Origin of the sequence: Streptomyces sp. NPDC005931 (genome assembly GCF_042871235.1) — a bacterium.
Lineage (GTDB): Bacteria > Actinomycetota > Actinomycetes > Streptomycetales > Streptomycetaceae > Streptomyces.
The window spans coordinates 47294-72059 of record NZ_JBIAIG010000003.1 but is presented as its reverse complement, the minus strand read 5'-3'; the positions used below and the strand labels follow the sequence as shown (position 1 = coordinate 72059).

The 24766-nt window shown below is 71.1% G+C and carries 17 protein-coding genes; 4 read left to right on the top strand and 13 right to left on the bottom strand.

Translation table 11 applies throughout. From position 1 onward, the window contains the following. Positions 1 to 331 precede the first annotated feature (331 nt). The 3 genes from ACFYOV_RS07990 to ACFYOV_RS07980 form a co-directional block, all read right to left on the bottom strand. Positions 332 to 1240 (bottom strand): ADP-ribosylglycohydrolase family protein, encoded by a 909-nt coding sequence (locus ACFYOV_RS07990; RefSeq protein WP_389084281.1) that lies wholly within the window; start codon positions 1238 to 1240, stop codon positions 332 to 334. A gap of 12 nt (positions 1241 to 1252) precedes the next feature. Further along, the gene (locus ACFYOV_RS07985; RefSeq protein ID WP_389084278.1) at positions 1253 to 1912 is read right to left on the bottom strand and encodes a histidine phosphatase family protein; all 660 of its coding nucleotides are present in this window, start codon (positions 1910 to 1912) and stop codon (positions 1253 to 1255) included. A 119-nt stretch (positions 1913 to 2031) separates the two neighbouring features. Continuing rightward, positions 2032 to 2637 carry a YdbC family protein gene (locus ACFYOV_RS07980; RefSeq protein ID WP_389084276.1) on the bottom strand — a complete coding sequence of 202 codons (606 nt, stop codon included), beginning with the start codon at positions 2635 to 2637 and terminating at the stop codon, positions 2032 to 2034. Positions 2638 to 2793: 156 nt separating this feature from the next. On the opposite strand from ACFYOV_RS07980, the gene ACFYOV_RS07975 reads away from it, so the two are divergent. Then, on the top strand, positions 2794 to 3327 hold the full coding sequence (locus tag ACFYOV_RS07975) for a TerD family protein (protein ID WP_389084273.1): 534 nt from the start codon (positions 2794 to 2796) through the stop codon (positions 3325 to 3327). Between the two features lie 219 nt (positions 3328 to 3546). On the opposite strand, the gene ACFYOV_RS07970 is transcribed toward ACFYOV_RS07975, so the two are convergent. Next, positions 3547 to 6435 (bottom strand): vitamin B12-dependent ribonucleotide reductase, encoded by a 2889-nt coding sequence (locus ACFYOV_RS07970; protein WP_389084270.1) that lies wholly within the window; start codon positions 6433 to 6435, stop codon positions 3547 to 3549. Between the two features lie 163 nt (positions 6436 to 6598). Further along, positions 6599 to 7156, bottom strand: coding sequence for a transcriptional regulator NrdR (gene nrdR, locus ACFYOV_RS07965; protein ID WP_389084268.1), 558 nt, complete (start codon positions 7154 to 7156; stop codon positions 6599 to 6601). A gap of 694 nt (positions 7157 to 7850) precedes the next feature. On the opposite strand from nrdR, the gene lexA reads away from it, so the two are divergent. Next, on the top strand, positions 7851 to 8630 hold the full coding sequence (gene lexA, locus ACFYOV_RS07960) for a transcriptional repressor LexA (RefSeq protein WP_389084265.1): 780 nt from the start codon (positions 7851 to 7853) through the stop codon (positions 8628 to 8630). A gap of 196 nt (positions 8631 to 8826) precedes the next feature. On the opposite strand, the gene ACFYOV_RS07955 is transcribed toward lexA, so the two are convergent. The 4 genes from ACFYOV_RS07955 to ACFYOV_RS07940 form a co-directional block, all read right to left on the bottom strand. Next, entirely contained in the window at positions 8827 to 10815 is a 1989-nt protein-coding gene (locus tag ACFYOV_RS07955) for an ATP-dependent DNA helicase (protein ID WP_389084262.1), read from the bottom strand. Between the two features lie 360 nt (positions 10816 to 11175). Next, positions 11176 to 11988 carry a GNAT family N-acetyltransferase gene (locus tag ACFYOV_RS07950; RefSeq protein WP_389084260.1) on the bottom strand — a complete coding sequence of 271 codons (813 nt, stop codon included), beginning with the start codon at positions 11986 to 11988 and terminating at the stop codon, positions 11176 to 11178. Beyond that, positions 11985 to 13988, bottom strand: coding sequence for an IucA/IucC family protein (locus ACFYOV_RS07945; protein WP_389084257.1), 2004 nt, complete (start codon positions 13986 to 13988; stop codon positions 11985 to 11987). Before ACFYOV_RS07945 ends, ACFYOV_RS07950 begins: the two co-directional genes overlap by 4 nt. A gap of 106 nt (positions 13989 to 14094) precedes the next feature. Then, complete coding sequence (locus ACFYOV_RS07940) at positions 14095 to 15744, bottom strand: aminotransferase class III-fold pyridoxal phosphate-dependent enzyme (protein WP_389084254.1); 1650 nt, start codon at positions 15742 to 15744, stop codon at positions 14095 to 14097. 414 nt (positions 15745 to 16158) lie between these two features. Between ACFYOV_RS07940 and ACFYOV_RS07935 the strand changes: the two genes are divergently transcribed. Further along, entirely contained in the window at positions 16159 to 17379 is a 1221-nt protein-coding gene (locus ACFYOV_RS07935) for a trypsin-like serine peptidase (protein WP_389084252.1), read from the top strand. 183 nt (positions 17380 to 17562) lie between these two features. Continuing rightward, entirely contained in the window at positions 17563 to 18771 is a 1209-nt protein-coding gene (locus ACFYOV_RS07930; RefSeq protein ID WP_389084250.1) for a trypsin-like serine peptidase, read from the top strand. A 105-nt stretch (positions 18772 to 18876) separates the two neighbouring features. Here the strand turns inward: ACFYOV_RS07930 and hflX are convergent, their stop codons facing one another. The 4 genes from hflX to ACFYOV_RS07910 form a co-directional block, all read right to left on the bottom strand. Beyond that, entirely contained in the window at positions 18877 to 20370 is a 1494-nt protein-coding gene (gene hflX, locus ACFYOV_RS07925; RefSeq protein ID WP_389084247.1) for a GTPase HflX, read from the bottom strand. A 430-nt stretch (positions 20371 to 20800) separates the two neighbouring features. Then, positions 20801 to 22957: a RelA/SpoT family protein gene (locus ACFYOV_RS07920; RefSeq protein ID WP_389084245.1), complete on the bottom strand. Its 2157-nt coding sequence runs from the start codon at positions 22955 to 22957 to the stop codon at positions 20801 to 20803. 300 nt (positions 22958 to 23257) lie between these two features. After that, positions 23258 to 24127, bottom strand: a complete 870-nt coding sequence (gene dapF / locus ACFYOV_RS07915) for a diaminopimelate epimerase (protein WP_389084242.1) — start codon at positions 24125 to 24127, stop codon at positions 23258 to 23260. A gap of 88 nt (positions 24128 to 24215) precedes the next feature. Next, on the bottom strand, positions 24216 to 24719 hold the full coding sequence (locus ACFYOV_RS07910) for a hypothetical protein (RefSeq protein WP_389085584.1): 504 nt from the start codon (positions 24717 to 24719) through the stop codon (positions 24216 to 24218). Positions 24720 to 24766: the final 47 nt, after the last annotated feature.

Here is a 24766-nt window from a genome sequence, read left to right as displayed (position 1 = left end):
GCCGGGTCGGCTCCCGTCCGGCCGCGGGCACGCGGAACCGCGCCGGAACGCCGGGGTCGTACCCCGCGGCTGCCCCGGCCGTGTGTGGGCAGCACCCGACCGCGTCACCGCGGCCGGCACGAAGACCGTCGCCGGCCCCATGGCCGGCCCGGGCAGCATGAGCACCAGGGTCTCCAAGACCGCCCCCTCCACGACACTCCCGTACGGACACTCCCTACGCCGGAGCCTCATGGCTGACACGGCGGATGTCCTGAGAACGAGCGGACGGTCACGGAGAGTTCCCAGTGGATACGCAGAGCTTCCACCAGTGCGCCTGGGTCCCCTCCGCCTGCTAGGCCGGGGCAGGCATCCAGTCCGGCAGCGCCTCGACGCGTTCGAGCCAGTCGGCGGGCGGCGCACCCGCCTTCCCGGCGGCGATCACCCCGCCCACGATGGCACAGGTGGTATCCACATCCCCGCCCGCCTGCGCGGTCGTCCAGAACGCCTGCTCGTAGTCGCCCAGGGACCGGGCCGCCGACCACAGCGCGAAAGGCACGGTGTCGTGGGCCGTCGTGCGCCGGCCGCAGCCGAGTACGGCGGCGACGGTGGCGGGGTCGGCGTAGTCGAGCATGTCCCTGGCCCGGCGCAGACCCGCGCCGACCGCGCTTCTGCCGGGTATGAGCGAGATGACGCCGTCGAGGAGGGCTTCCGCCCCGGGCGGTCCGCCGGGAGCACCGGCCAGCGCGGCGGCCGCTGCCACGGCCATGGCACCGACGACGGCCTCCCGGTGCTGGTGCGTGGGATAGGCCGAGATCTCCGCCTGATGGGTGGCCTGCTCGGGATCATCCGCGTACCAGGCACCGAGCGGCGCGATCCGCATCGCCGCGCCGTTGCCCCAGGACCCCTGCCCGTTGAAGAGCGCGGCGGCGAGTTCCCGCCAGTCGCCGCCCTCCCGGACGAGCCGCAGCAGCCGGCCGACGGCGGGGCCGTATCCGCGGTCGAAGTCCTGATGCTCGGCGAAGGACCGCGCCAGGGCGTCCTGGTCGATTCGGCAGTGGGTGGCCAGCACGGCGACGACCGAGCAGGCCATCTCCGTGTCGTCGGTCCACTGCCAGGGTCCCGGGGGCAGCTCGCGCCGCTTGAGCAGTGGATAGTTCACCGGCACGAAGAACTGGGAGCCGAGCGCGTCCCCCACCGACAGTCCGCGCAGGCCGGCCAGGGCGCGGTCCAGGCGCCCGACGGGAGAGGAATCAGCGGTCATCGCCCTGCCACTCTATCCGGTGATCCCGTACGGTTCCGGATCTCGCCAGCGGTCGAACGGGCGGTCAAGCGTGTACTTGCCGTCCTCCCCCAGAACGAGCATCCGCATTTCGGCGTTCCCCGGGTTGGACAGCGACTCGAACTCGGCGACGGTCCAGTGGAACCACCGCATGCAGAACAACCGCATGGCCAGACCGTGCGTCACGATGAGGACGTTCGGCGGGTGGTCCGGCGCTTCGAAGCTGCGGAACAGGCTTTCCAGGAAGCCGCCGACGCGGTCGTAGACGTCGGCCCCCGACTCGCCCTGGGCGAAGCGGTAGAAGAAGTGGCCGTAGGCGTCGCGGTAGGCCTTCTGCAGCCGCACGTCCTCGCGGTCCTGCCAGTTGCCCCAGTCCTGCTCGCGCAGCCGGGGTTCCTCCCGCACCCGTATGAGCCCCGGGTCGAGCTGGAAGGCGCTCAGCGTCTGGTGCGTACGGCGGTACGGGGAGACGTACACGCTGACGCGCTCGCCCCCGAACAGCTTCCGCAGCCGCCGGCCGGTCTCCTCTGCCTGCCACCGGCCCCGTTCGGTCAAGGCCAGTGCGTGGTCGGGTTCACGCTCGTACACGGAGTCATCAACATTGCCCGTTGACTCGCCGTGCCGGACAAGGACGATGCGCCGTGGTCGTGCCATGCCAAAACCCTAGATCGGTTGACGACCTGCCGAGGACCCGTAGCGGCCCCATACGGCGTAAGTCACACAGATCCTGCACCCTGGACCACACAAGGCGCAGTCGTCAACGCGTCCGGAACTCAAACCGTCCAGGCCGATTCCATGTCCACGACGTCGCCCGTCAGCGCCGCGATGTCCGCCTCCGTCTGTGCCCGCAGGGCGAGTCTCTCCACGCGTTCCGTGCGGTACTTGCCGTGCTCGGCGGCCGACCGCCACATCGACAGCACCAGGAACTCGTTCCCGGGCGCCTCACCGAACAGACCGCGGACCATTCCGGGCGAGCCGGCCATGGCCGGGTTCCAGACCTTCTCCTGCATCAGCACGAAGTGTTCCGCCCGCTCCTCGTGAACGCGGCACAGCGCCACCCTCAGCAGGTCGGCGTCCGAGAAGCGCGGCTCGAACCCGGTCTTCACGTCGAAGCGGTGGTCGAAGAGTCTGACCTGGGCGTCCTTGAAGGTGCCCGACTGGGCCGCGGCGAGCCGGTCGTGCGAGCGCGCCATGAAGGAGTCGTAGAAAGCGCGGCTCTCCCAGAAGGCGAAGATGTGCGCCACGTCCGGTCGCCCCCGGCTCCAGCCCCCGCCCTGTCCGCGAAACCCCGGCTCCCCCAGAAGCCCCGCCCACTTTCGCTGTCCCCGCTCGAACCCTCGGCGGTCCACGACGGTGCAGCGAATCCACTTGACCAGCACCGCGCCATGGTAAGGCCAGCAAGGGTGGCGCAGGTCACCCCCGGCCGGACTGCTTGCCCGCGCATGTTCCCGCTCGCGTGGCAGGATAGACAACCTGTCGTCGCGGCACGGCAGTTGGGTGAGCGGCGGGACGGTCACGGGGAAAGGGGAAGACTGGTGAACGGCCTCAACAAGGGCATCCGCAAGGTCGAGATCGCGCTGAAGTGGGATCCGAGTCCGTCGGGGGAGGCGTCCACCGACCTGGACCTCGTCGCCGCGCCCTACCGGGCGAGCGATCCGCACGGCGAGCCCGGCTATGTGGTGCACTTCGACAGCCGCTCCCCCGACGGCACGATCACGCTCAACCGGGACAGCAAGGACGGCAAGGGCTTCGGGTACGACGAGGTCATGACGCTGGAGCTGGACCGGCTCGACGAGCGGTACGCGCGCGTGGTGGTCGGCGTCGTCATACAGCAGCATCAGGCGCGGCGGACGTTCTTGGGTGTCGGACACCCCTCTCTGCGCATCCGCGAGGGCTACACCGTGATGGCGGAGGACGACTTCGGCGGCGTCCTGGGCGCCACGGCGGCGACCGTCGCGGAGTTCGTCCGGGACGGTTCCGGGCCGTGGGAGTTCCGCTCCGGCGTCCAGGGCTTCGAGGGCGACCCGGCGACCTTCGTCCGCGCCATGGGTGTCTCGCGCCGCCCCTGAACCACCGCGGATCGCGCGTCTCACCACGCGAGGGGCACTGGTCCGACGCCGGTGCCCCTTTCCTCGTGCCCTCGGGCCGGCCGTGCCGTCACCCGGAGCGCGAAGCGTTCGCCGCCGCACACGCCGGAGGGGGCCGGCCTCGTGGCCGGCCCCCTCCGGGACCTCAGGGCGTCCGGCGGGTCGCGCCGGAGACCGAGTCCGGCGCGATTCCGCCCGTCGTCAGCTGCAGCCGCTGGTCGAGCCGCAGCCCTCGCAGATGTAGCAGGAGCCGGCGCGCTGCATCTTCGTGCCGCAGGAGAAGCAGAGCGGGGCGTCGGCCTGGATGCCCAGCTGCATCTCCACCAGTTCGGCACTGGTGTGGGCCTGCTTCGGGGCGGGCTTGGCCGCCTCCACCTCGGCCTTCGGCGTGACGACCGCCTTCAGCTCCTGGGCACGCGGCGCCGACTGGGCCAGGCCCTCGACGTCGACCTCGTCGTCGGCCGGCTCGTAGGAACCGGTCTCCAGGTGACGCTGGCGCTCCTCCGCGGAGTGGATGCCGAGCGCGGAGCGCGTCTCGAAGGGCAGGAAGTCCAGCGCCAGGCGACGGAAGATGTAGTCGACGATCGACTGCGCCATCCGCACGTCGGGGTCGTCCGTCATACCGGCCGGCTCGAAGCGCATGTTGGTGAACTTCGAGACGTACGTCTCCAGCGGCACGCCGTACTGGAGGCCGACGGAGACCGCGATGGAGAAGGCGTCCATCATGCCCGCGAGGGTCGATCCCTGCTTGGACATCTTCAGGAAGACCTCACCGAGGCCGTCGTCCGGGTAGGAGTTGGCGGTCATGTAGCCCTCGGCGCCACCGACGGTGAAGGACGTGGTGATGCCGGGGCGTCCCTTCGGGAGGCGCTTGCGGACCGGGCGGTACTCGACGACCTTCTCGACCTTGGGCTCGACGGCGACGGGCTCCTCGGCCTTCTCCTCCGCCTTCTCCTTCTTCTTGGCGGAGAGCGGCTGGCCGACCTTGCAGTTGTCGCGGTAGATGGCGAGCGCCTTGACGCCCATCTTCCACGCCTCGTAGTAGATCTCCTCGACTTCTTCGACGGTCGCCGTCTCCGGCATGTTGACCGTCTTGGAGATCGCGCCCGAGATCCAGGGCTGGATCGCGGCCATCATGCGGACGTGGCCCATCGGGGAGATGGCGCGCTCGCCCATGGCGCAGTCGAACACCTCGTAGTGCTCGTGCTTGAGACCGGGGGCGTCGATCACATTGCCGTGCTCGGCGATGTGGGCAACGATCGCCTCGATCTGCTCCTCCTGGTAGCCCAGGCGGCGCAGTGCCTGCGGGACAGTGCCGTTGACGATCTGCATCGAGCCGCCGCCGACGAGCTTCTTGAACTTGACCAGCGCCAGGTCGGGCTCGACACCGGTGGTGTCGCAGGACATCGCCAGGCCGATGGTGCCGGTCGGGGCGAGGACGGACGCCTGGGAGTTGCGGAAGCCGTTCTTCTCGCCGAGGCGCAGCACGTCCTGCCAGGCCTCGGTGGCGGCGGCCCACACCGGGGTGTCCAGGTCGTCCATGCGCACAGCGGTGCCGTTGGCGTCGGCGTGCTGCTTCATGACGCGCCTGTGGGCGTCCGCGTTGCGGGCGTATCCGTCGTACGGGCCGACCACGGCAGCGAGTTCGGCGGAGCGCCGGTACGCCGTGCTGGTCATCAGGGAGGTGATGGCGCCGGCGAGGGCGCGGCCTCCGTCGGAGTCGTACGCGTGGCCGGTGGCCATCAGCAGGGCGCCGAGGTTGGCGTAGCCGATGCCGAGCTGGCGGAACGCGCGCGTGTTCTCGCCGATCTTCTGGGTCGGGAAGTCCGCGAAGCAGATCGAGATGTCCATCGCGGTGATGACCAGCTCGACGACCTTCTGGAAGCGCTCGGTCTCGAAGGACTGGCTGCCCTTGCCGTCGTCCTTCAGGAACTTCATCAGGTTCAGCGAGGCCAGGTTGCAGGACGTGTTGTCCAGGTGCATGTACTCGCTGCACGGGTTCGACGCGGTGATCCGGCCGGACTCGGGGCAGGTGTGCCAGTTGTTGATCGTGTCGTCGTACTGGATGCCGGGGTCGGCGCAGGCCCAGGCAGCCTTGGCGATCTTGCGGAAGAGGGACTTGGCGTCGACCTCCTCGATGACCTCGCCGGTCATACGGGCACGCAGGCCGAACTGGCCGCCCTGCTCGACCGCCTTCATGAACTCGTCGTTCACGCGGACCGAGTTGTTGGCGTTCTGGTACTGGACGGACGTGATGTCGTCGCCGCCCAGGTCCATGTCGAAGCCCGCGTCGCGCAGGACGCGGATCTTCTCCTCTTCCTTGACCTTGGTCTCGATGAAGTCCTCGATGTCCGGGTGGTCCACGTCGAGGACGACCATCTTGGCGGCGCGGCGGGTGGCGCCACCGGACTTGATGGTGCCGGCGGAGGCGTCGGCCCCGCGCATGAAGGAGACCGGGCCGGAGGCGTTGCCGCCGGAGGACAGCAGCTCCTTGGAGGAGCGGATCCGGGAGAGGTTCAGGCCGGCACCGGAGCCGCCCTTGAAGATCATGCCCTCTTCCTTGTACCAGTCGAGGATCGACTCCATGGAGTCGTCGACGGACAGGATGAAGCAGGCGGAGACCTGCTGGGGCTGGGGCGTGCCCACGTTGAACCACACGGGGCTGTTGAAGCTGAAGATCTGGTGCAGGAGGGCGTAGGCCAGCTCGTGCTCGAAGATCTCGGCGTCGGCGGGCGAGGCGAAGTACTTGTAGTCCTCACCGGCCTTGCGGTACGTCTTCACGATGCGGTCGATCAGCTGCTTCAGGCTGGTCTCGCGCTGCGGGGTGCCCACGGCACCGCGGAAGTACTTGCTGGTGACGATGTTGACCGCGTTCACCGACCAGAAGTCGGGGAACTCGACGCCGCGCTGCTCGAAGTTGACCGAGCCGTCGCGCCAGTTGGTCATGACGACGTCACGGCGCTCCCAGGCCACCTCGTCGTAAGGGTGGACTCCGGGGGTGGTGTGGATGCGCTCGACCCGCAGCCCCTTGCCGGTCTTCGTGCCCTTGGCGCGGGAACTCCGTGCCGGACCGCTCGCCGTCTCTGTCATGCCGCCTCCCTGTACGGGCGAAAACGCCCTGAAGTGCCCCGATGTTCCCGTGGCACGGTGTTCTGTCTGGTGTCGCGGGCACCCACTCACCGGCCCGCAACAGGTCTTGTCATCGCCGCCGCCCGGCCGGTCCCGTGTCTGGCGTCCGGGTCCGGCCCACCGGTCAGTCGGCGGCGCGGGCGGGTTCGGGGACCTGGGAAGTCCCTCGGGACCCGCTGTCGTCCTCCCGGCTCCCCGCGACAACCCCTTCGCGGTCGCCGTCGCCGGCTGCGGGCGTCTCCGTCTGCCTGAGCTCCGCGATCGCGGCCTCGAAGTCCTCGAGCGAGTCGAAGGCCCGGTATACCGAGGCGAACCGCAGATAGGCGACGAGGTCGAGCTCCTGCAAGGGTCCGAGGATGGCCAGCCCCACGTCGTGGGTGGTCAGCTCAGCGCTCCCGGTGGCCCGCACCGCCTCCTCGACGCGCTGGCCGAGCTGGGCGAGCGCGTCCTCGGTGACGGGTCGCCCCTGGCATGCCTTGCGCACACCATTGATGATCTTGGTGCGACTGAAGGGCTCGGTGACCCCGGACCGCTTCACCACCATGAGCGAGCACGTCTCCACGGTCGTGAAACGACGGGAGCAGTCAGGGCACTGGCGGCGCCTGCGGATCGACGTCCCGTCGTCGGTCGTACGGCTGTCGACGACACGACTGTCGGGGTGCCTGCAGAAGGGGCAGTGCATGAACTCCAACCCTCCTCACAGCAGACTCAATAGCCTCGCTGGGCCTCATGGGCCCCTCGAAGCAGCTCCAGCATAGGCGATCGTGGAGGGTCCGAAGACCGGGGGGACCACAACTTCTGGGCTGCTGCTGCAATCCAACCACTAGATGTGGGGATTGGCTCATACATACACGCCGTGCACGCGTGTTGCTCGCGGACAGCCTGGTGACGCGGCCAAGGCCACGGGGGCGCGCCGCGCGGCGCACCGGGCCACGCCACCCGGGCGCACCCGCCGTTTCGCACCGCCACCGTCCGACACGTCCGGCCCACCGTCGTCCGCATGCCCCGACCGCCGTCGGGCATGCGCGCGGCGCGGCGATGGACACTCCGCGTACGCACGCGCGCCACGGTCACCCGAGGAGCAGGCCGTGCATGCGGGGAGGAGAGGGCGTGCGACTGCCGCGGAAATCCGGGGGCCGGTCCACGGCGGCCGGGACATCTGATGGCAGACTGAGGCACGCACCGCGGGGCCGGCGCTTCGGCGGTGAAGACTACAACAATGGGGCCGTTTGTCCGGCGGGGACCGCGTCAGCCAATACACCTCGGGCCCAGATCGCGTGAGGCAATTCGCGATTTTTCACTCGAACGTGTGTTTGGCGCAACCTTTCGAAAGCAATTACCGTTGTCCTGCAGGGAGACCATCGAGAGGGGCCGACGTGACCACCACCGCAGACAGTGCCACCATCACTGCCCAGGACCGCTCCCAGGGCCGACTCGAGCCGGTGCATGCGATGAACGAAGCCGTGAATCCAGAGGGGCCGAAGCGTTCCCTGCCGGGCCGACCTCCAGGCATCCGGGCCGACAGCTCAGGGCTCACCGACCGCCAGCGCCGGGTGATCGAGGTGATCAGGGACTCCGTGCAGCGACGCGGCTACCCGCCGTCGATGCGCGAGATCGGCCAGGCCGTCGGCCTCTCCAGCACCTCCTCCGTCGCGCACCAGCTGATGGCCTTGGAGCGCAAGGGCTTCCTGCGACGCGATCCGCACCGCCCGCGCGCGTACGAGGTGCGCGGCTCCGATCAGGCCGCCTCGGTACAGCCCACGGACACCTCCGGCAAGCCCGCCGCCTCCTACGTCCCTCTGGTGGGCCGTATCGCCGCCGGTGGCCCGATCCTCGCCGAGGAGTCCGTCGAGGACGTCTTCCCTCTCCCGCGTCAGCTCGTCGGCGACGGTGAGCTGTTCGTGCTCAAAGTCGTCGGCGATTCCATGATCGAGGCCGCGATCTGTGACGGCGACTGGGTCACGGTCCGCCGCCAGCCCGTCGCCGAGAACGGCGACATCGTGGCGGCCATGCTCGACGGCGAGGCCACCGTCAAGCGCTTCAAGCGCGAGGACGGCCACGTCTGGCTCCTCCCGCACAACGCGGCATACGAACCGATCCCTGGCGACGACGCAACCATCCTGGGCAAGGTGGTGGCCGTTCTGCGCCGCGTCTGAGCAGGGCGTGGGGCCCGCCACGACCGGCGCCCCGCCCACTGACCGGGCCCCGGGACCTCTGCGCCGGTTCCGGGGCCCTGCTCCGTCCGCATCCCGGTCACGAACCGCGCTCGATCGCGGGCGGGCCTCCGACGGGATCGCGTGCTGGTCTCAGCATCCGTCACGGGCATCCGGCGATCACCGGCTTCCACCCCCGTCACTGCCCGGTGGCCTGTGCCTCCGCCTGCATCGCGGCCGCGTCGATCGCGGCCAGCGACTTCCTGACCTGGTTACGGTCCGTCGTGTACCAGAAGTCGGGCAACGAGGCTTTCAGATAACTGCCGTAGCGAGCGGTCGCGAGCCTCTGGTCCAGTACGGCCACCACGCCGCGGTCGCCCGACGCCCGGACGAGGCGGCCCGCTCCCTGCGCCATGAGCAATGCCGCATGGGTGGCGGCGACCGCCATGAAGCCGTTGCCGCCCGCGTCCTCCACCGCTTTCTGGCGCGCACTCATCAACGGGTCGTCAGGACGCGGGAACGGGATCTTGTCCATGACCACCAGCTGACAGCTGGGTCCCGGGACGTCCACGCCCTGCCACAGCGACAGCGTGCCGAAGAGACACGTTCGGGGATCCGCCGCGAAGTTCTTGATCAGCTCACCCAGTGTCTCCTCGCCCTGGAGCAGGATCGGGAACTCGGGGATGCGCGAGCGCAGCTCCTCGGCGGCGAGCTGCGCGGCGCGCATGGAGGAGAACAGGCCCAGGGTGCGGCCACCGGCCGCCTGGATCAGTTCGGTCAGCTCGTCGAGCATGTCGGCGCGATCGCCGTCCCGGGCGGGACGCGCCAGGTGCTTGGCGACGTACAGGATGCCCTGCCGGGGGTAGTCGAACGGCGAGCCGACGTCCACGCCCTTCCACTGCGGCAGGTCGTCGCCCTCGGCGCCCTCCGGACCGAGCCCGAGGGAGGCCCCGACACCGTTGAAGTCGCCGCCCAGCTTCAGGGTCGCGGAGGTCAGGACGACGGAGCGGTCGGCGAAGAGCTTCTCGCGCAGCAGACCCGAGACGGACAGGGGGGCGACCCGCAAGGAGGCGCCGAAGCGGTCGTGCCGCTCGTACCACACGACGTCCCACTCGGAGCCGTTCGTGATCCGCTCCGCCACGTCGTGCACCGTCTCCACGGAGGCCAGGGCCTGCTTGCGGACCGCGTCCTCGTCCTGGACGGACTTGTCGCGTGTGGCGCCGATCGCGGAGATCACCGTCCGGCAGGCGTCGCGCAACGCCATCAGCGCGTACCCGAGGTCTTCGGGGGTTTCCTCGAGGCGCCCAGGAAGCGCCAGCTCCATCAGGCGTTCGAAGCCCTCGGCGGCCGTCTGGAGTTGATCGGCTGCCTTCTCGTTGACCAACTTCGCGGCGCGGCGCACCGCACGGTTGACCTGGCCGGGGGTGAGTTCGCCGGTGGCGGCACCGGTGACCCGGGACACCAGCTCGTGCGCCTCGTCGACGATCAGCACCTCGTGCTGCGGGAGCACCGGGGCACCTTCGATGGCGTCGATCGCGAGGAGCGCGTGGTTGGTAACGACGACGTCGGCCAGCTTGGCGCGCTCACGTGCCATCTCGGCGAAGCACTCGGCGCCATAGGCGCACTTCGTGGCGCCCAGGCACTCCCGTGACGACACCGACACCTGGGACCAGGCCCGGTCGGACACGCCCGGCGTGAGGTTGTCGCGGTCGCCGGTCTCCGTCTCGTCCGCCCAGTCGCGCAGGCGCAGCAGGTCCTGGCCCAGTTTGCTGGTGGGGGCGGCCGCCTCGAACTGGTCGAAGAGGCCCTCCTCCTCGTCCTGCGGGACACCCTCGTGCAGGCGGTGCAGACAGAGATAGTTGGAGCGCCCCTTGAGCATCGCGAACTCCGGGCGACGGCGCAGCAACGGATGCAGGGCCTCGACGGTGCGCGGAAGGTCGCGCTCCACGAGCTGGCGCTGCAGCGCCAGCGTGGCCGTGGCCACGACGACTCGCTCCCCGTGCGCGAGCGCAGGCACGAGATAGCCGAGTGACTTTCCGGTGCCGGTGCCGGCCTGGACGAGCAGGTGGGAACCGTCGTCGATGGCCTCGGCGACGGCTTCGGCCATGGCCACCTGGCCGGGACGCTCCGTGCCACCGACGGCAGTGACGGCGGCGTGCAGGAGTTCGGGGAGTGAGGGCTTCGTCATAGCCCGACCACCCTACGACCCGGCACTGACAATCGGGCGATCACTGCGATGACGGCGGGGTGGGCGGACGAAATCAAGACGGTGGGCTCCTCGTGCGGGGCGTTTTGCACGGTCCCGTCCCCGGGCCGGGTGACACCCGCCGGGCGGGCCACGCTGACGGGGGGGCGGAGATCAGTTCGGGCAGTGACCGGCGACGGGCTGGTGATCGGCACCGGGCTGGTGACCGTTCTGCCTGGTGACCGGCACCGGGCCGAACGGTCAGCGCGTGGCCGGTCCCCGCGCCGCCGGCTTTCCGCGCCGGGAGTGGGAACCGGATCGGCCCGAGCGGTGTACCAGAAGTGAAAGCGCAATGACAGGGCGCTACAGCAGATGGCGAAGCAACCGGTCCCTGACCATGAGCGCAGCCCGCTTGTCGGGCAGGTCGAGCTCGGCGGAGACCCGGAAACCGGCGGTCAGGAAGGCGGCGAGAGACGGAATGTTGCGAAGGTCGGGCTCGGCGATGACTCGTGCACAGGCGGGACGGTTGTCGAGCACCAGATCGGCGACGGCTCTGAGCAGAATGCCGCCCAGGCCCTGCCCCCGGTCGGCGACATCACCGATGAGGACGTGGATTCCCGTGTCGTGAGGACGGACGGGACAGTGGCGGGCCAGTGGGTCGAGGTCCGCCCGGTAGACCTCCCAGTAGCTCATGGGGGTGTCGTCCAGCAGCCCCAGGCACGGAACGCTGCGTCCGTCACCGGCCAGTTGGGCCCGCAGGTGTTCCTGGGTGACGCTCGGCGGTCCCGACAACTCCCAGAAGTCCGCGACGGCGGGGTCGTTCATCCACCGCGAGACCAACGGCAGATCCCGTTCGACGCGGACGGGGACGAGCTGGAACTCACCCACGGGGGTGCCGACCGGGCCCCAGTCGGAGACGCAGTCGAGCAGGTCGCCGTCGAGGGCGCCCAGGATCGGCTCGGGCCCGTCCTCTCCGAACCGGGCGAGGAATGCGAGAGGAAGACGCAGCTCCAACGTGTCCTCATTGCCCGCGCACGGCTCGGAAGCGTGCATCACTCCCGCCGCGCGGCCGGCCGTAAGGCTCGGAGCACCCCTCGTCCGCGGATCCGGACCGTGCCCACGGACACGGGCGCTGTCGGCGGTGACGGGTGTCTCGGGGAAACCAGGAGGAGTCATGAGTACAGGGGGTTGGTGATGGTGACGTAGACGGACTGGGTGTCGACCGGGCCCACGAGCTCGTCGAGGCCGTGCAGACGCGTCAGCAGATTGGCCTTGCAGCGCAGCACGGGCGAGTCGAGCAGGAGGGCGGGCAGCGAGCTGCGCAGCGGTGCCGGACCGCAGGAGAGCGCGCCGAGGAAGCGGCGGAAGGCGGCCAGCAACAGCCGTTCGTCGGCGAGGCGCTGGGAGCCGAACGCGCCGATGAGCCCCAGCACGTTGTTGATTCCGAGGTAGTAGGCGAACCGTTCGTCGGCGACCTCGTCACTGACGAACGTGTCGCTGTGCTCGCCGATGCCGGGCAACCGGGCGTCGAGTTCCGCACGCCGGGACTCACGGAAGTAGTAGCCCTGGTTGTCCCGGTAGCGGCCGCCCACCGGCCAGCCGTCGGCGTCCAGCAGGAGCAGGGTGTTCTGCTGATGGGCCTCCAGGGCGATGCCGGCCTCCGCGTCCAGCCACACCAGGGGGCGCACCACCTGGTCCAGGTACCGCAGGAACCACTCGGCGGTGACGGCCGCCCGGGGACGTCCGGTCCGGGTGGCGAGGCGGGCGACCAGTGCGGCCAGCCGGGAACCGACAGGGGGGACAGGGCTTCCCGCCGCGCCCGAGCCCGTGTCGGCCCAGGACGCGGCAGCAGGCTGAGCGATTCCGGTCACGGTCACGGCGGAATGCGGAGCGGCTCCGGCTTCTGCGGTCGCCCCGGGGCGCGGGCGAGGTGAGACCAGTCCGGCCACGCAGGCGATGTGGTCCTCGGGGCGGAACGGGTTGTGCCGGACCAAAACGTCCAGCCCCGGCACGGGGGCACCGGTGGGCCCGTCGACGGCGAGCCACGCCGGGTCGCGGACGATGTCGAACCCCGGGTGGGCGGCCCGCCACCGCTGGCACAGGCCGGTGCGCAGCAGGCGGTGGACCTCCACACCACGGTGGAGCTCCTTGCGGAGGTTCTCCCTGCAGGAGTTGGTGATGCGCAGGCCCAGCGACAGCTTGAGCATCGCGGGCGCACCGCTCCGGTGGACGGTGCGCACCGAGGAGGTGGGGTACCACGCGGCACCGTGCCTGCCCAGGTCGCGCAGCAGGCCCGTCTCCAGCAGCGCGGCGGTCTCGGGGCGGTGCCGAAGCTCGCGCAGTTGCCAGGGATGCACGGGCAGGGCCGCGTACCCGTCGGGCAGCGGCAGCGTCGAGCCGGCCAGGCGGGCCGTGAGATGGGGAGCCGCGACCGGACGACCGCGTTCGGTCCAGGCGGAGTCGGTGACCAGTACGGAGGGGGCGACAGCCAGCCAGTGGAGGGAGAAGGAGCCTCGCAGCTCGGGGGAGTACGGCGCGGTTTCCGCTTCGGAGAGACCTTCGCGGCTCTTCGGGGCGGGGTGCAGGGGGTGGCCGAGGACGAGTGCCTGTTCTGCGGAGAGGAAGAGGTCGGTGCCGTCTGCCGGGGTACGTCGGCGCTCGTCGATGAAGCGGGCGACCCGTCGTGCCGAGTCGGCGACGCGTGCCACGAGGTCGGTGCCGCCGTCACCCGGCCGTTCCCTGCCGAGGAGCGCGGCGACCGTGACGGCGTCCACCGGCGGGGCGCCGTCCGGGGCAGTCGCCAAGGACGGGAACCCGAAGCGGTGCCAGCCGGTCGGGGACCAGTACAGGACAGGAACGATCAGCGTGGTGCCGCTGGCCGGAAGGGGGAGGTGAAGGATGTCACGGTCGGGAGGGGCCACGCCGGCTTCGCGCACCCAGCACCGCAGCAGGTTCTCCACCGCGGCCGCCTGGGCCGCGAGGCTCGCGTCGGGGTGCTCCAAGGGGTCCCGACAGCCGGCGATGGCGCCCGGTGGCGGCCCGCTGTCGCGTGGCTGTGCACGTGGACGCGGCACCGACGGATCGTCGGCGGGCCGTGCGTCGGCTCGGGTGGCTGCGCGGTCCGAGGTCCGCGTGCGTCGCGGGGTGCTGCCGTCCGGAGTGGAAGTGGTGTACAAGGCGGGTCCTCGTGAAGTGGTCGGGGCTCGTGCGGTGTCGGCTCGCCGGCGGGCGTCGGCCCGGCCGGCCGTGCGGGGTGGCGGCGCCGTGCGGTGCGACCGCCCCTCACCCCACCGGCACACGAGGGTCGTCGAGGGGGTCCTCCTGGTGCGTTGGGCGCTGAGGCTCTGCCGACTGCCGTTGAGGGCCGCGGGCCGCGGCGCCCCTGTGGGGCACACCGTCGTGGAAGGGCCGACCGGGTCCCCCGGCACCGTCCTCCTCCCCCGACCGGTCCAGCGCCACGGCCTCCACCGCATCGGCCAACCGGTCGAGCACGGCGGTCACCTGCTCCTCGGTGATCGTCAGAGGTGGATGGAGCCGTACGACACTCGCGTCGGGGCCGCAGAGGCCGACGATCAGGCCACGGCGCAGACACTCGCGCTGGACGGCGGCCGCGAGTTCCGGCGCGGCGCGGCGAGGTCCGAGGGCCTCGCACCGCGCGACGACCGGTTCCGGGCCACCCCGGCCGAGGCCGCTCCCCGGGCCGCCCTCCGGGCCGGCCCCTGGCCCAGTCCCTGGCCCAGTCCCGTCGGTCCCCCTGATCGGTACCCTCCCCGGATCTCCGTCCTGGTTCCGCTCCTTCTCCGGATCCACCAGTTCCAGCCCGACCATCAGTCCTCGCCCGCGCACCTCTCCCACGCAGGCGAACTCCCCGGCGAGGTCAAGGAGTCGGTTCCGCATGCGGGTGCCCAGGGTGGCCGCGTGACCGGCGAGCCCGTTCTCACGGACGTGCGCCAGGGTTGCCGTGCCGGCGGCCAGGGCGAGCTGGTTGCCGGGAAACGTGTCGGTGGGGGCGTCGGGTGTCCAGACGTCGAGGTCTTCGTGGTGGACGACGACGGCCAGTGGCAGGCTCCCTCCGACGGCCTCGGACAGCACCATCACGTCGGGTGTGACTCCGCTGTGCTCGACCGCCCAGAAGGCCCCGGTCCACCCGATCCCCGTCTGGGTCTCGTCGACGATCAGCGGGACGGACCGGTCGGCCGTGAGCCGGCGTATGCGGCGAAGCCACGTGTCCGGTGCCGGAATCACCCCGCCGGCGCCCTGGACCGGCTCCACGATCACGCCGGCCGGAACGGGCGTCCCCGGTCGGGGGCCGTGGAGTACCGATTCGGCCCGGTGGGCGGCGAGTTCGGGGCCGCGCTCTGCCCCGGTGCCGGATGGGCACCGGTGGTCTCGGGCGTACTGGAGCAGCCCTGCGGCGTGCGCGTCACGAGGGACGCCGCAGGCATCACAGGAGATGTACGGGCGGTGGGGGGCCTGCCGAAGTGCGGTGGTCGTCCCGTGGTGGGCACCGGTGAGGGCGATCACCTCGCTCCGCCCGGTCGCGGCCCGGGCGAGCCGGAGCGCGACCTTCACCGCATCCGTCGCGGCCGGTCCGCAGAACCGCACGCGGGCGTGGCCGGCAAGACCGGGCGGAAGGGTGCGCAGCAGTTCGTCGAGGAAGGCGTCCCTCACCGGGGTCGCCAGGTCGGCAGCGTTCAGGGGGGCGCCCGAGTCGAGGACCTTGCGGATGGCTTCCAGGACGAGGGGATGGTTGTGCCCGAGGGCGAGGGTTCCGGCGCCGGAGAGGCAGTCGAGGTAGCGTCGGCCGTCCGCGCCCTCGATGGTCAGCCCGCGCGCTCGTACCGGCACGACCGGGAGGGCGCGTGCGTAGGTGCGGGCCGCGGACTCACCCGTCGACGGGCGGCGCGGAGCGTCGGCGAGTGGGCCCGCCATCGGCGGCGGCGCCTCCTCGGGTGCGCACGCACCAGTGACGTGTCCGGACGTACGGCCCTCGGTCACGCCACCGGTCGCAGTGCTCCCCGGAGTCCGTCTCGTCGCGCGCCCCCCGTGTGTGGATTCCGCCACTGTTCTCCGTCCTCCGCTGTCCGCCCACCGACCCCGCTTGGAGTGGCCGCACGCAGACAGCGGGCCCCCCACCGCTACCAACCCCGTTCGGCTCACGGGGTTACGGGTTGCCTCAAGATCCTTGCCGTGACGGAACCGTTGCCGTTCCGTCGGTTGTCGCCGACAGCGAACGCATAGTGTGTGGGCCGTTCCCAAGGCCGTGAAAACCGCCGGACTCCGGGTGAGTTCGGTGCGGGGCCGCGGCTCAGCACCACGTTCGTCCACATCAGGGGGAGTCAGATCATGCGATCCATACGGCCGTCGTCCACCGCCCGCAGAGGGGGGAGGGCGCGGCGCACGACCTCCCCCGCTCTGACCGCCGTCGCGCTGGCCTCCGTGCTGGCGCTCACCGCCACCGCCTGTCAGTCGGGCGACACCGACGCGAGCGCCGAACCCTCCGCGACCGCTGCCGCCGACGACGGCAAGCTCAAGATCCCGGACGACATCAAGGACCGGCTCAAGGAGCACGGGATCGATCTGGACAAGTGGAAGAACGGGGCCTGGAAGGACTGGAGCAAGGACGACTGGCTGCGCGAGGCCAACGAGTTCATCAACCCGATCATCGAGGACCTGTGGGACCCGGATCGCATGCGGGAGGCCGAGGAGCCCGATCAGGGTGTCGACGACAGCGACATCTCCGGTGACCAGGGCGTGACCGATCCCACGCCGCAGCCGGTGCAGGCGCAGACGGTGCCGCCGTCGTACCACGCCAACGCCCCCACGGCGGGCAAGGTGTTCTTCGACTCGCCCGAGGGCACCATGGTCTGCTCGGCCACGGTCGTGCAGGACCCGGCGAACCCTGGCAAGTCCAACATGGTGTGGACGGCGGGCCACTGCGTGCACGCGGGCAAGAAGGGCGGCTGGTACCGCAACATCGCCTTCGTGCCGTCGTACAACGACGCGGGCAAGTCGGCCCAGGAACTCGAGACCGCCACGAAGGAGGAGGTCGCTCCCTACGGCGTCTGGTGGGGTGACTGGGCGCAGACCTCGGACCAGTGGATCGAGCAGGGCGGCGCCACGGGCGGGGACGGCGCCGCGTACGACTTCGCCGTCATCCATGTGACGCCGGAGAAGGGCAGCGAGGGCAAGTCGCTGGAGGAGACGGTCGGTTCGGCGCTTCCGGTGGACTTCAAGGCCCCGGCGGTGCAGCAGACCGAGAGCATGACGGCCATCGGATACCCGGCCGCGCCGCCCTATGACGGGCAGACGCTGTACCGCTGCGAGGACAAGCCGGGACGGCTGTCGATCGCCGCGTCCGACCCGACGATGTACCGCATCGGGTGCAGCATGACCGCCGGGTCGTCGGGGGGCGGCTGGATCGCCACGGGCTCGGACGGCAAGCCGGCCCTGGTGTCCAACACCTCGATCGGCCCGGTGACATCCGGCTGGCTGGCCGGTCCGCGACTGGGTGGGGAAGCCAAGGGCGTCTACGACGCGGTCAGCGAGAAGTTCGCCGGTCAGTGACCGGAGGCCCCGGGCCCGCGTGCCGCCGCGCACACGGGCCCGGGCCGAGGAGGCGGCCCGGGTGCCTCGAACACCACCGGAACCATCCACCGCACACTCCTCGAGCCGGCCCGGCAGGGCATCGACGCGGCACGCCCTTCACTGGTTTCACACGGCATTTATTCAACGGGGGGTCACAGCACCATGCGTTCCCTACCCATGCCCGCTCCACGCCGGCGTGGACGTCGTACCGTCGTCGTCGCCACCGGCCTGGCGGCCGCTCTGACGCTCACGGCCACCGCCTGCGGCGGTTCCGAGAAGGACAGGGCGAGCGACAAGCCCGACGCAAGCACCTCGCAGGCCGCCGACAACGGTGCGGGCAAGGTCGCGATCCCGGCCGACATCGCGGACCGTCTCGAGGAGCACGGCATCGACGTCGACCAGTGGAAGGACGGCGGCTGGAAGGACTGGGACAAGGACACATGGCTCAGTGAGGCCAAGGACTTCGTCAATCCGGTCATCGAGGGCCTGTGGAAGCCCGAGCGGATGCGGTCCGCCGAGGAGGCCGAGAAGACCGTCTCGGTCAAGGACGCGGAGGCCTCCCAAGGGGTGAGCGACCCGGCTCCGGCCCCGGTCGACGCACAGGCCGAGCAGACGCCGTACCACGACAACGCGGCCCCGGTCGGCAAGGTCTTCTTCGATTCGCCCGAGGGTCCGGCCGTCTGCTCCGGCACGGTCATCAAGGATGTGAACAACCCCGGCAGGTCCAATCTGGTCTGGACGGCCGGCCACTGTGTGCACGCGGGCAGCCAGGGCGGCTGGTACCGCAACCTGGTGTTCGTCCCGGCCTACAACGACCTCGGCAAGTCCGAGGCCGACCTGGGCAGCGCGGACCCCTCCGAGATCGCCCCCTACGGCAACTGGTGGGCGGACTGGGCCTCGACCTCCAACGGCTGGATCGAGGGTGGCTCGCAGTCCGGCGGTGCGGGAGCCGCGTACGACTTCGCCGTGCTGCACGTGACGCCGGAGCAGGGCGGCAAGTCCCTGGAGGAGACGGTCGGCGCGGCGCTGGAGGTCGACTTCTCCGCCCCGTCTGCGGCCGAGGCGGGGCAGATGGGCGCCTGGGGCTACCCTGCGGCACCGCCCTACAACGGCCTGCGGATGTTCAAGTGCGTCGATGCTCCCGGCCGGTTCTCGCTCAGCTCCGGCCTGCCGACGATGTACCGCATCGGCTGCACCATGACGGGCGGCTCGTCCGGTGGCGGCTGGTTCCGGGTGGTCGACGGCGAGACCGTGCTGGTGTCCAACACCTCCATCGGCCCGTCGGACAACACCTGGCTCGCCGGTCCCCAGCTGGGTGAGGACGCCGAGGCGCTCTACCAGAACATGAGCCAGACGTACGGCGGTGAGTGACCCCGGCCGGTGACCTGCCCTCACCGTCCTCTGCTCAGGCGGAAGCCCCGCCCCCCGCCGTGAGGCGGGGGGCGGGGCTTCACCCGTGTCGCCGGACCGGAGGGGTCAGCCGGCGGGCGTCGGGACGTACGGCATGAGTTCCGCCGCCAGTTCCTCGTGCACCCGCACCTTGAGCAGGGTTCCTTCCGGGGTGTGCTCCTCGGAGATCACCTCGCCCTCGTCGTGGGCACGCGCGACCAGCTTGCCGTGGGTGTACGGCACCAGCGCCTCGATCTCCACCGAGGGGCGGGGCAGCTCGCTGTCGATGAGAGCGAGCAGCTCCTGGATGCCGTGGCCGGTGCGGGCCGAGACCGCGATGGAGTGCTTCTCCACCCGCAGCAGCCGCTGGAGGGTGAGCGGGTCGGCCGCGTCGGCCTTGTTGATGACGACGATCTCCGGCACGTCGGTGGCGCCGACGTCCCTGATCACCTCGCGCACGGCGGCCAGCTGCTCCTCCGGGACGGGGTGCGAACCGTCGACCACGTGCAGGATCAAGTCGGCGTCGCCGACTTCCTCCATCGTGGAGCGGAACGCCTCCACCAGGTGGTGCGGCAGGTGCCGGACGAAGCCGACCGTGTCGGCCAGCGTGTACAGCCGTCCGCTCGGCGTCTCGGCCCGGCGCACGGTCGGGTCGAGGGTCGCGAAGAGGGCGTTCTCGACCAGCACGCCCGCTCCCGTGAGGCGGTTGAGCAGCGAGGACTTGCCGGCGTTGGTGTAGCCCGCGATGGCGACGGACGGCACCTTGTTGCGCCGGCGCTCCTGGCGCTTGATCTCGCGGCCGGTCTTCATCTCCGCGATCTCCCGGCGCATCTTCGCCATCTTCTCGCGGATCCGTCGCCGGTCCGTCTCGATCTTGGTCTCACCGGGACCACGGGTGGCGAGGCCGCCGCCCTTGCCGCCGCCCATCTGCCGGGACAGCGACTGACCCCAGCCCCGCAGCCGCGGCAGCATGTACTGCATCTGCGCGAGCGCGACCTGCGCCTTGCCCTCTCGGGACTTGGCGTGCTGGGCGAAGATGTCGAGGATCAGGGCCGTACGGTCGATGACCTTGACCTTGACGACGTCCTCGAGGTGGATGAGCTGGCCCGGGCTGAGCTCACCGTCGCAGATGACGGTGTCGGCGCCCGTGTCGAGCACGATGTCACGCAGCTCCTCGGCCTTGCCGGAGCCGATGTAGGTGGCCGCGTCGGGCTTGTCGCGGCGCTGGATCACGCCGTCGAGCACGAGGGCGCCCGCCGTCTCCGCGAGGGCGGCGAGCTCCGCGAGGGAGTTCTCCGCGTCCTGCACGGTTCCCGAGGTCCACACTCCGACGAGCACGACCCGCTCCAGGCGGAGCTGCCGGTACTCGACCTCGGTGACGTCCTCGAGCTCGGTGGAGAGGCCCGCGACGCGACGCAGGGCCGCGCGCTCGGAGCGGTCGAACTGGTCGCCGTCCCGCTCTCCGTCGATCTCGAGGCTCCAGGCGACGTCCTCTTCCATCAGGGCATCGGCCCGAAGGCCCTCGGGATAGGTCTGCGCGAGGCGCTTGGTGTCCTGGGAAGGGGAAGAAGAGGAGGTCATTGGGTCCTTACGTCGTTGGGAAACCGTCTGCGGCGACGGAGCGGGGCCTCACGGCCTCGTCAGGCGCCGCGGAGCACTCCGCGGCATCCGGTCCGTCACTGTGCACAACGCACGGGTACCCCGGGAGATTCCCGTGTCCCCTGTTGTGCGATCCCGACGATGGTCGCACGGTACGACCCGTCTCGTCACCGTGTTATTGCCCGGTTCCGGCCGGGGCGATGCGCGGCGCGGCTGACGGTGCCGTGGCCCTCCGGTCCGGGTGGCCGGGCATCCGCGGTGGTCGTCCGGGCGTCGATGGGGGCGGCGGCACGGAGGGGTCGGTCCCGTGCCGGGGCGCGGGAGAGCGGCGCGGCGCCCGTCCGCCCTCGGCGCGTACGGCGGAGCCGCCCGTGAGGGACGCGCGGGTGGCGTCCCCCGGTGGTCGCACCGGTCAGGCGTCCGAGGTCCGGGCACGGCGGACGTCGTACACGCCGGCGACGTTGCGCATGGCGCGCATCAGCGCGGGCAGGTGGGCGGCGTCCGGGAGCTGCACGGTGTACGTGTGCCGCACCTGCTGCTGGTCCGGGGGCTCGACGGTCGCCGACACGATCTCGGCGCCCTCGACGGCCATGGCCTCCGTGAGATCGGCCAGCAGGTGGGGACGGACGAACGATTCGGCGACGAGCGTGACCCGGCACTCCGCCCCCTCCCCCCAGCGCACGTCGACCTCGGCGCGCCCGGCGTCCTTCATCCGCGCGACCGCCGCGCACTCGACCCGGTGCACCGTGACCGCTCCCCCGCGCACGGCGAAGCCGGTGACCTCGTCGGGCGGTACGGGCGTACAGCAGCGGGCGAGCCGTACGGTGGCGCCGGGCCGGTCGACCAGGACCTGGGCGGCCGGGGGACGGTCAGCGGCCGTCGCCCGGGCCTCACCGGTCCCTGGCGCCTGTGGTGCGGCCGGTCCACCGGCGGGCTCGGGGGCGTCGCCCGGCGCTTCGCCCGGGCTTGGGTGGGTGGCCAGCCACCGCTGGATGGCGATGCGGGCCGCGGGCGTGTGGGCGTGCTCCAGCCACTCCCGGGACGGCTCGGAGGCCGGGTCCTGACCCATAAGGAGCTGGATGGTGTCACCGTCCTTGAGAACGGTGCTCAGCGTCGCCAGCCGCCCGTTCACGCGGGCGCCGATGCACGCGTGCGCGTCCTCGCCGTACTGCGCGTAGGCCGCGTCCACGCAGGTGGCTCCGTCGGGCAGGCCCAGGGTGCCGCCGTCGGGACGGAAGACGGTGATCTCGCGGTCCTGGGCGAGGTCCTCGCGCAGCGTGGACCAGAAGGTGTCCGGATCGGGCGCGGCCCGCTGCCACTCGAGGAGCCGGGAGAGCCAGCCGGGCCGGGTGGGGTCGACGCGTTCGCCGTCGCTCGCGGACTGCTCCTCCGGCGGGGCGGCGTACGGATTGCCGAGCGCGACGACACCGGCCTCGGCGACCCGGTGCATCTGGTGGGTGCGGATGAGGACCTCGACGACCTGGCCGTCGACGCGGGCCACTGCGGTGTGCAGCGATTGGTACAGATTGAACTTGGGTACGGCGATGAAGTCCTTGAACTCCGAGACGACGGGCGTCATACAGGTGTGCAGTTCGCCCAGGACGCCGTAGCAGTCGGCGTCCTCGTTCACCAGGACCAGCACCCGGCCGAAGTCGGCGCCGCGCAGGGAGCCCCGTTTGCGGGACACACGGTGGACGGAGACGAAGTGGCGCGGCCGGATGTGGACTTCGGCTGGGATGTCGGTCTCGCGCAGCACCTTGCCCACCTCGTCGGCGACATCGGCGAGCGGGTCGTCCGCGCGGGCCGCGTTGCGGGCGATCAACTCTCGTGTGTGCTCGTACTCGTCGGGGTGCAGGATCGCGAAGACCAGGTCCTCCAGCTCCGTCTTGAGGGCCTGCACGCCGAGCCGTTCGGCGAGCGGGATGAGGACGTCACGGGTCACCTTGGCGATGCGCTCCTGCTTCTCGGGGCGCATGACGCCGAGGGTGCGCATGTTGTGCAGCCGGTCGGCGAGTTTGATGGACATCACGCGGACGTCGTTGCCGGTGGCGACGAGCATCTTGCGGAAGGTCTCCGGCTCGGCGGCGGCGCCGTAGTCGACCTTCTCCAGCTTGGTGACGCCGTCGACGAGGTAGCGGACCTCCTCACCGAACTGTTCGCCGACCTGATCCAGTGTCACCTCCGTGTCTTCGACGGTGTCGTGGAGCAGGGAGGCCGTCAACGTCGTGGTCTCGGCCCCGAGTTCGGCGAGGATGAGGGTCACGGCGAGGGGATGCGTGATGTACGGCTCGCCGCTCTTGCGCATCTGGCCGCGGTGCGAGGACTCGGCCAACAGATAGGCGCGGCGCAGCGGTTCGAGGTCGGCGTCGGGGTGGTGCGCGCGATGGGCCTCGACGACGTGACCGATGGCGTCGGGCAGCCGGCCGCGGCCGGTGGGGCCGAGCAGCGCGGCCCGGCCGAGCCGGCGCAGGTCGAGCCGGGGGCGGGCCTTCCTGCGGGTCCCTGTGGGGGTCGCGTGCGCTGATGTCACAGGGCCGTCGGTCGCAGGATTCACGGCCTCCGCGTTCATGGGCACCTCCGGCTGCGTGGACCGGCGGACGGGGTGCCCCAGGGCGGACTCGGGCTCAGGGGGCGGTGTGCGTCCCCCGTCCGGGCCGGTGCTTGATGCTACCGAGCCCAGCACGTGCGGCCGACCGCCTCTCGTCGAGCGTGAAACGGATCACCCATTCGAGCGAAGGTCTGTCCAGAGGCGGTTTCACGCCACCTCGCCGGGGGTTCGCCGTGATCTCGAAGCCCTATCCGGTTCCCCGGGCCCGCGGACGCCACCGCAGGCCCCCGTCCGGGCTGGGATGCCAAGGCCCCGCGGCCCTCAACGGACCACGCCCTCCAGCCACTCCACCTCGATCTGGCCCTCGGCGACGATCACCGCGGGGCCGGTCATCTCGATCTCGCCGTCGGGCCGCTCGGTGATCACGAGGGTGCCACCTGGCACGTCCACCGTGTACGTCACCGGGGTGCCGGTGACGGCCGGGTCCGCGCCGTCGCGGCGGGCCGTGGCCACGGCGACCGCGCAGGCGCCGGTGCCGCAGGAGCGGGTCTCCCCGGCGCCGCGCTCGTGCACCCGCAGGGCCACGTGACGCGGGCCGCGGTCCACCACGAACTCCACGTTCACGCCGTCCGGGTAGGCGGATGCGGGGCTGTACGGGGGCGGCTCGGACAGGTCGCCGGCGTGGCCGAGGTCGTCCACGAAGGCCACGGCGTGCGGGTTGCCCATGTTCACGTTGCGCGCGGGCCAGCTTCGCTCGCCGACGCTCACGGTGACCTCGCCCTCGGGGAGGCGCGCCCTGCCCATACCGACGGTGACGTCACCGTCCTTGGCGAGGTGCACGCTCTTCACTCCCCCGCGGGTGGCGACCGCGATGTCTCCCTCGGCCACATGGCCCGCGCGCTGGAGATAGCGCGCGAACACACGCACTCCGTTCCCGCACATCTCGGCGACCGATCCGTCGCCGTTGCGGTAGTCCATGAACCACTCGGCCTCGTCCGCCATGTGCCGGGCGTCGGGGTGGTTCGCGGACCGCACGACGTGCAGCAGCCCGTCGCCGCCGATGCCGGCGCGGCGGTCGCACAGGGCGGCGACGGCTGTTGGGGGGAGGTCGACGGCGTTCTCGGGGTCCGGGACGATCACGAAGTCGTTCTCGGTGCCGTGGCCCTTGAGGAAGGCGATCCGCGTGCTCATTCCTCGATCGTACGGGGTGGCGACGACAACCCCGCGCGCCCGGTGAAGCGCACGGAGCCCGGCGCGGCGGTGAACCGCTCGGCGGGGCTCAGCGGAGCCGGGCGACCCGCCAGACGGCCAGGGCCACCACCGCGGCGACCATCACGGCGTAGGCGATCACGAGCCGCCAGTCGGGTCTGCGTCCCGAACCGCGGGGCGGCAGGCCGGGCAGGGAGTAGCCCACCCGGCGGGCGGCCATCATGCCCCAGCCGGCCGCGCAGGAGCAGATCAGCAGGCCGAGCATGGCGATCACCGCACCGCTGTCCCCGAAGTCGAAGGCGAGCGGGAAGGCGAACATCAGGGAGCCGACCGCGGCGAGGCCCACGATGGGCGCGAGCTGCCAGATGCGCAGGCGGCGCTGCGGGCGCAGATCGACCTCGACCTCGTCGCCGTGCGAGAACATCTCGTCCGGCTCGGGGCCGTCGTCGGTCACACCGCCCTGTGTCTCCTCGGGCCCGTCGGGGCTGAGACGGTCGGTCTCCTGCTCCGGGGCACCCCGCTCGGTGGTGAGGTGCTCGGTGCCATGTGCGGTGTCGCGAGGGCCGGCCTCCATCGCCACGCGCCCTCCCAACTAGGACTCCACTGGTCGATCGAAGCTTG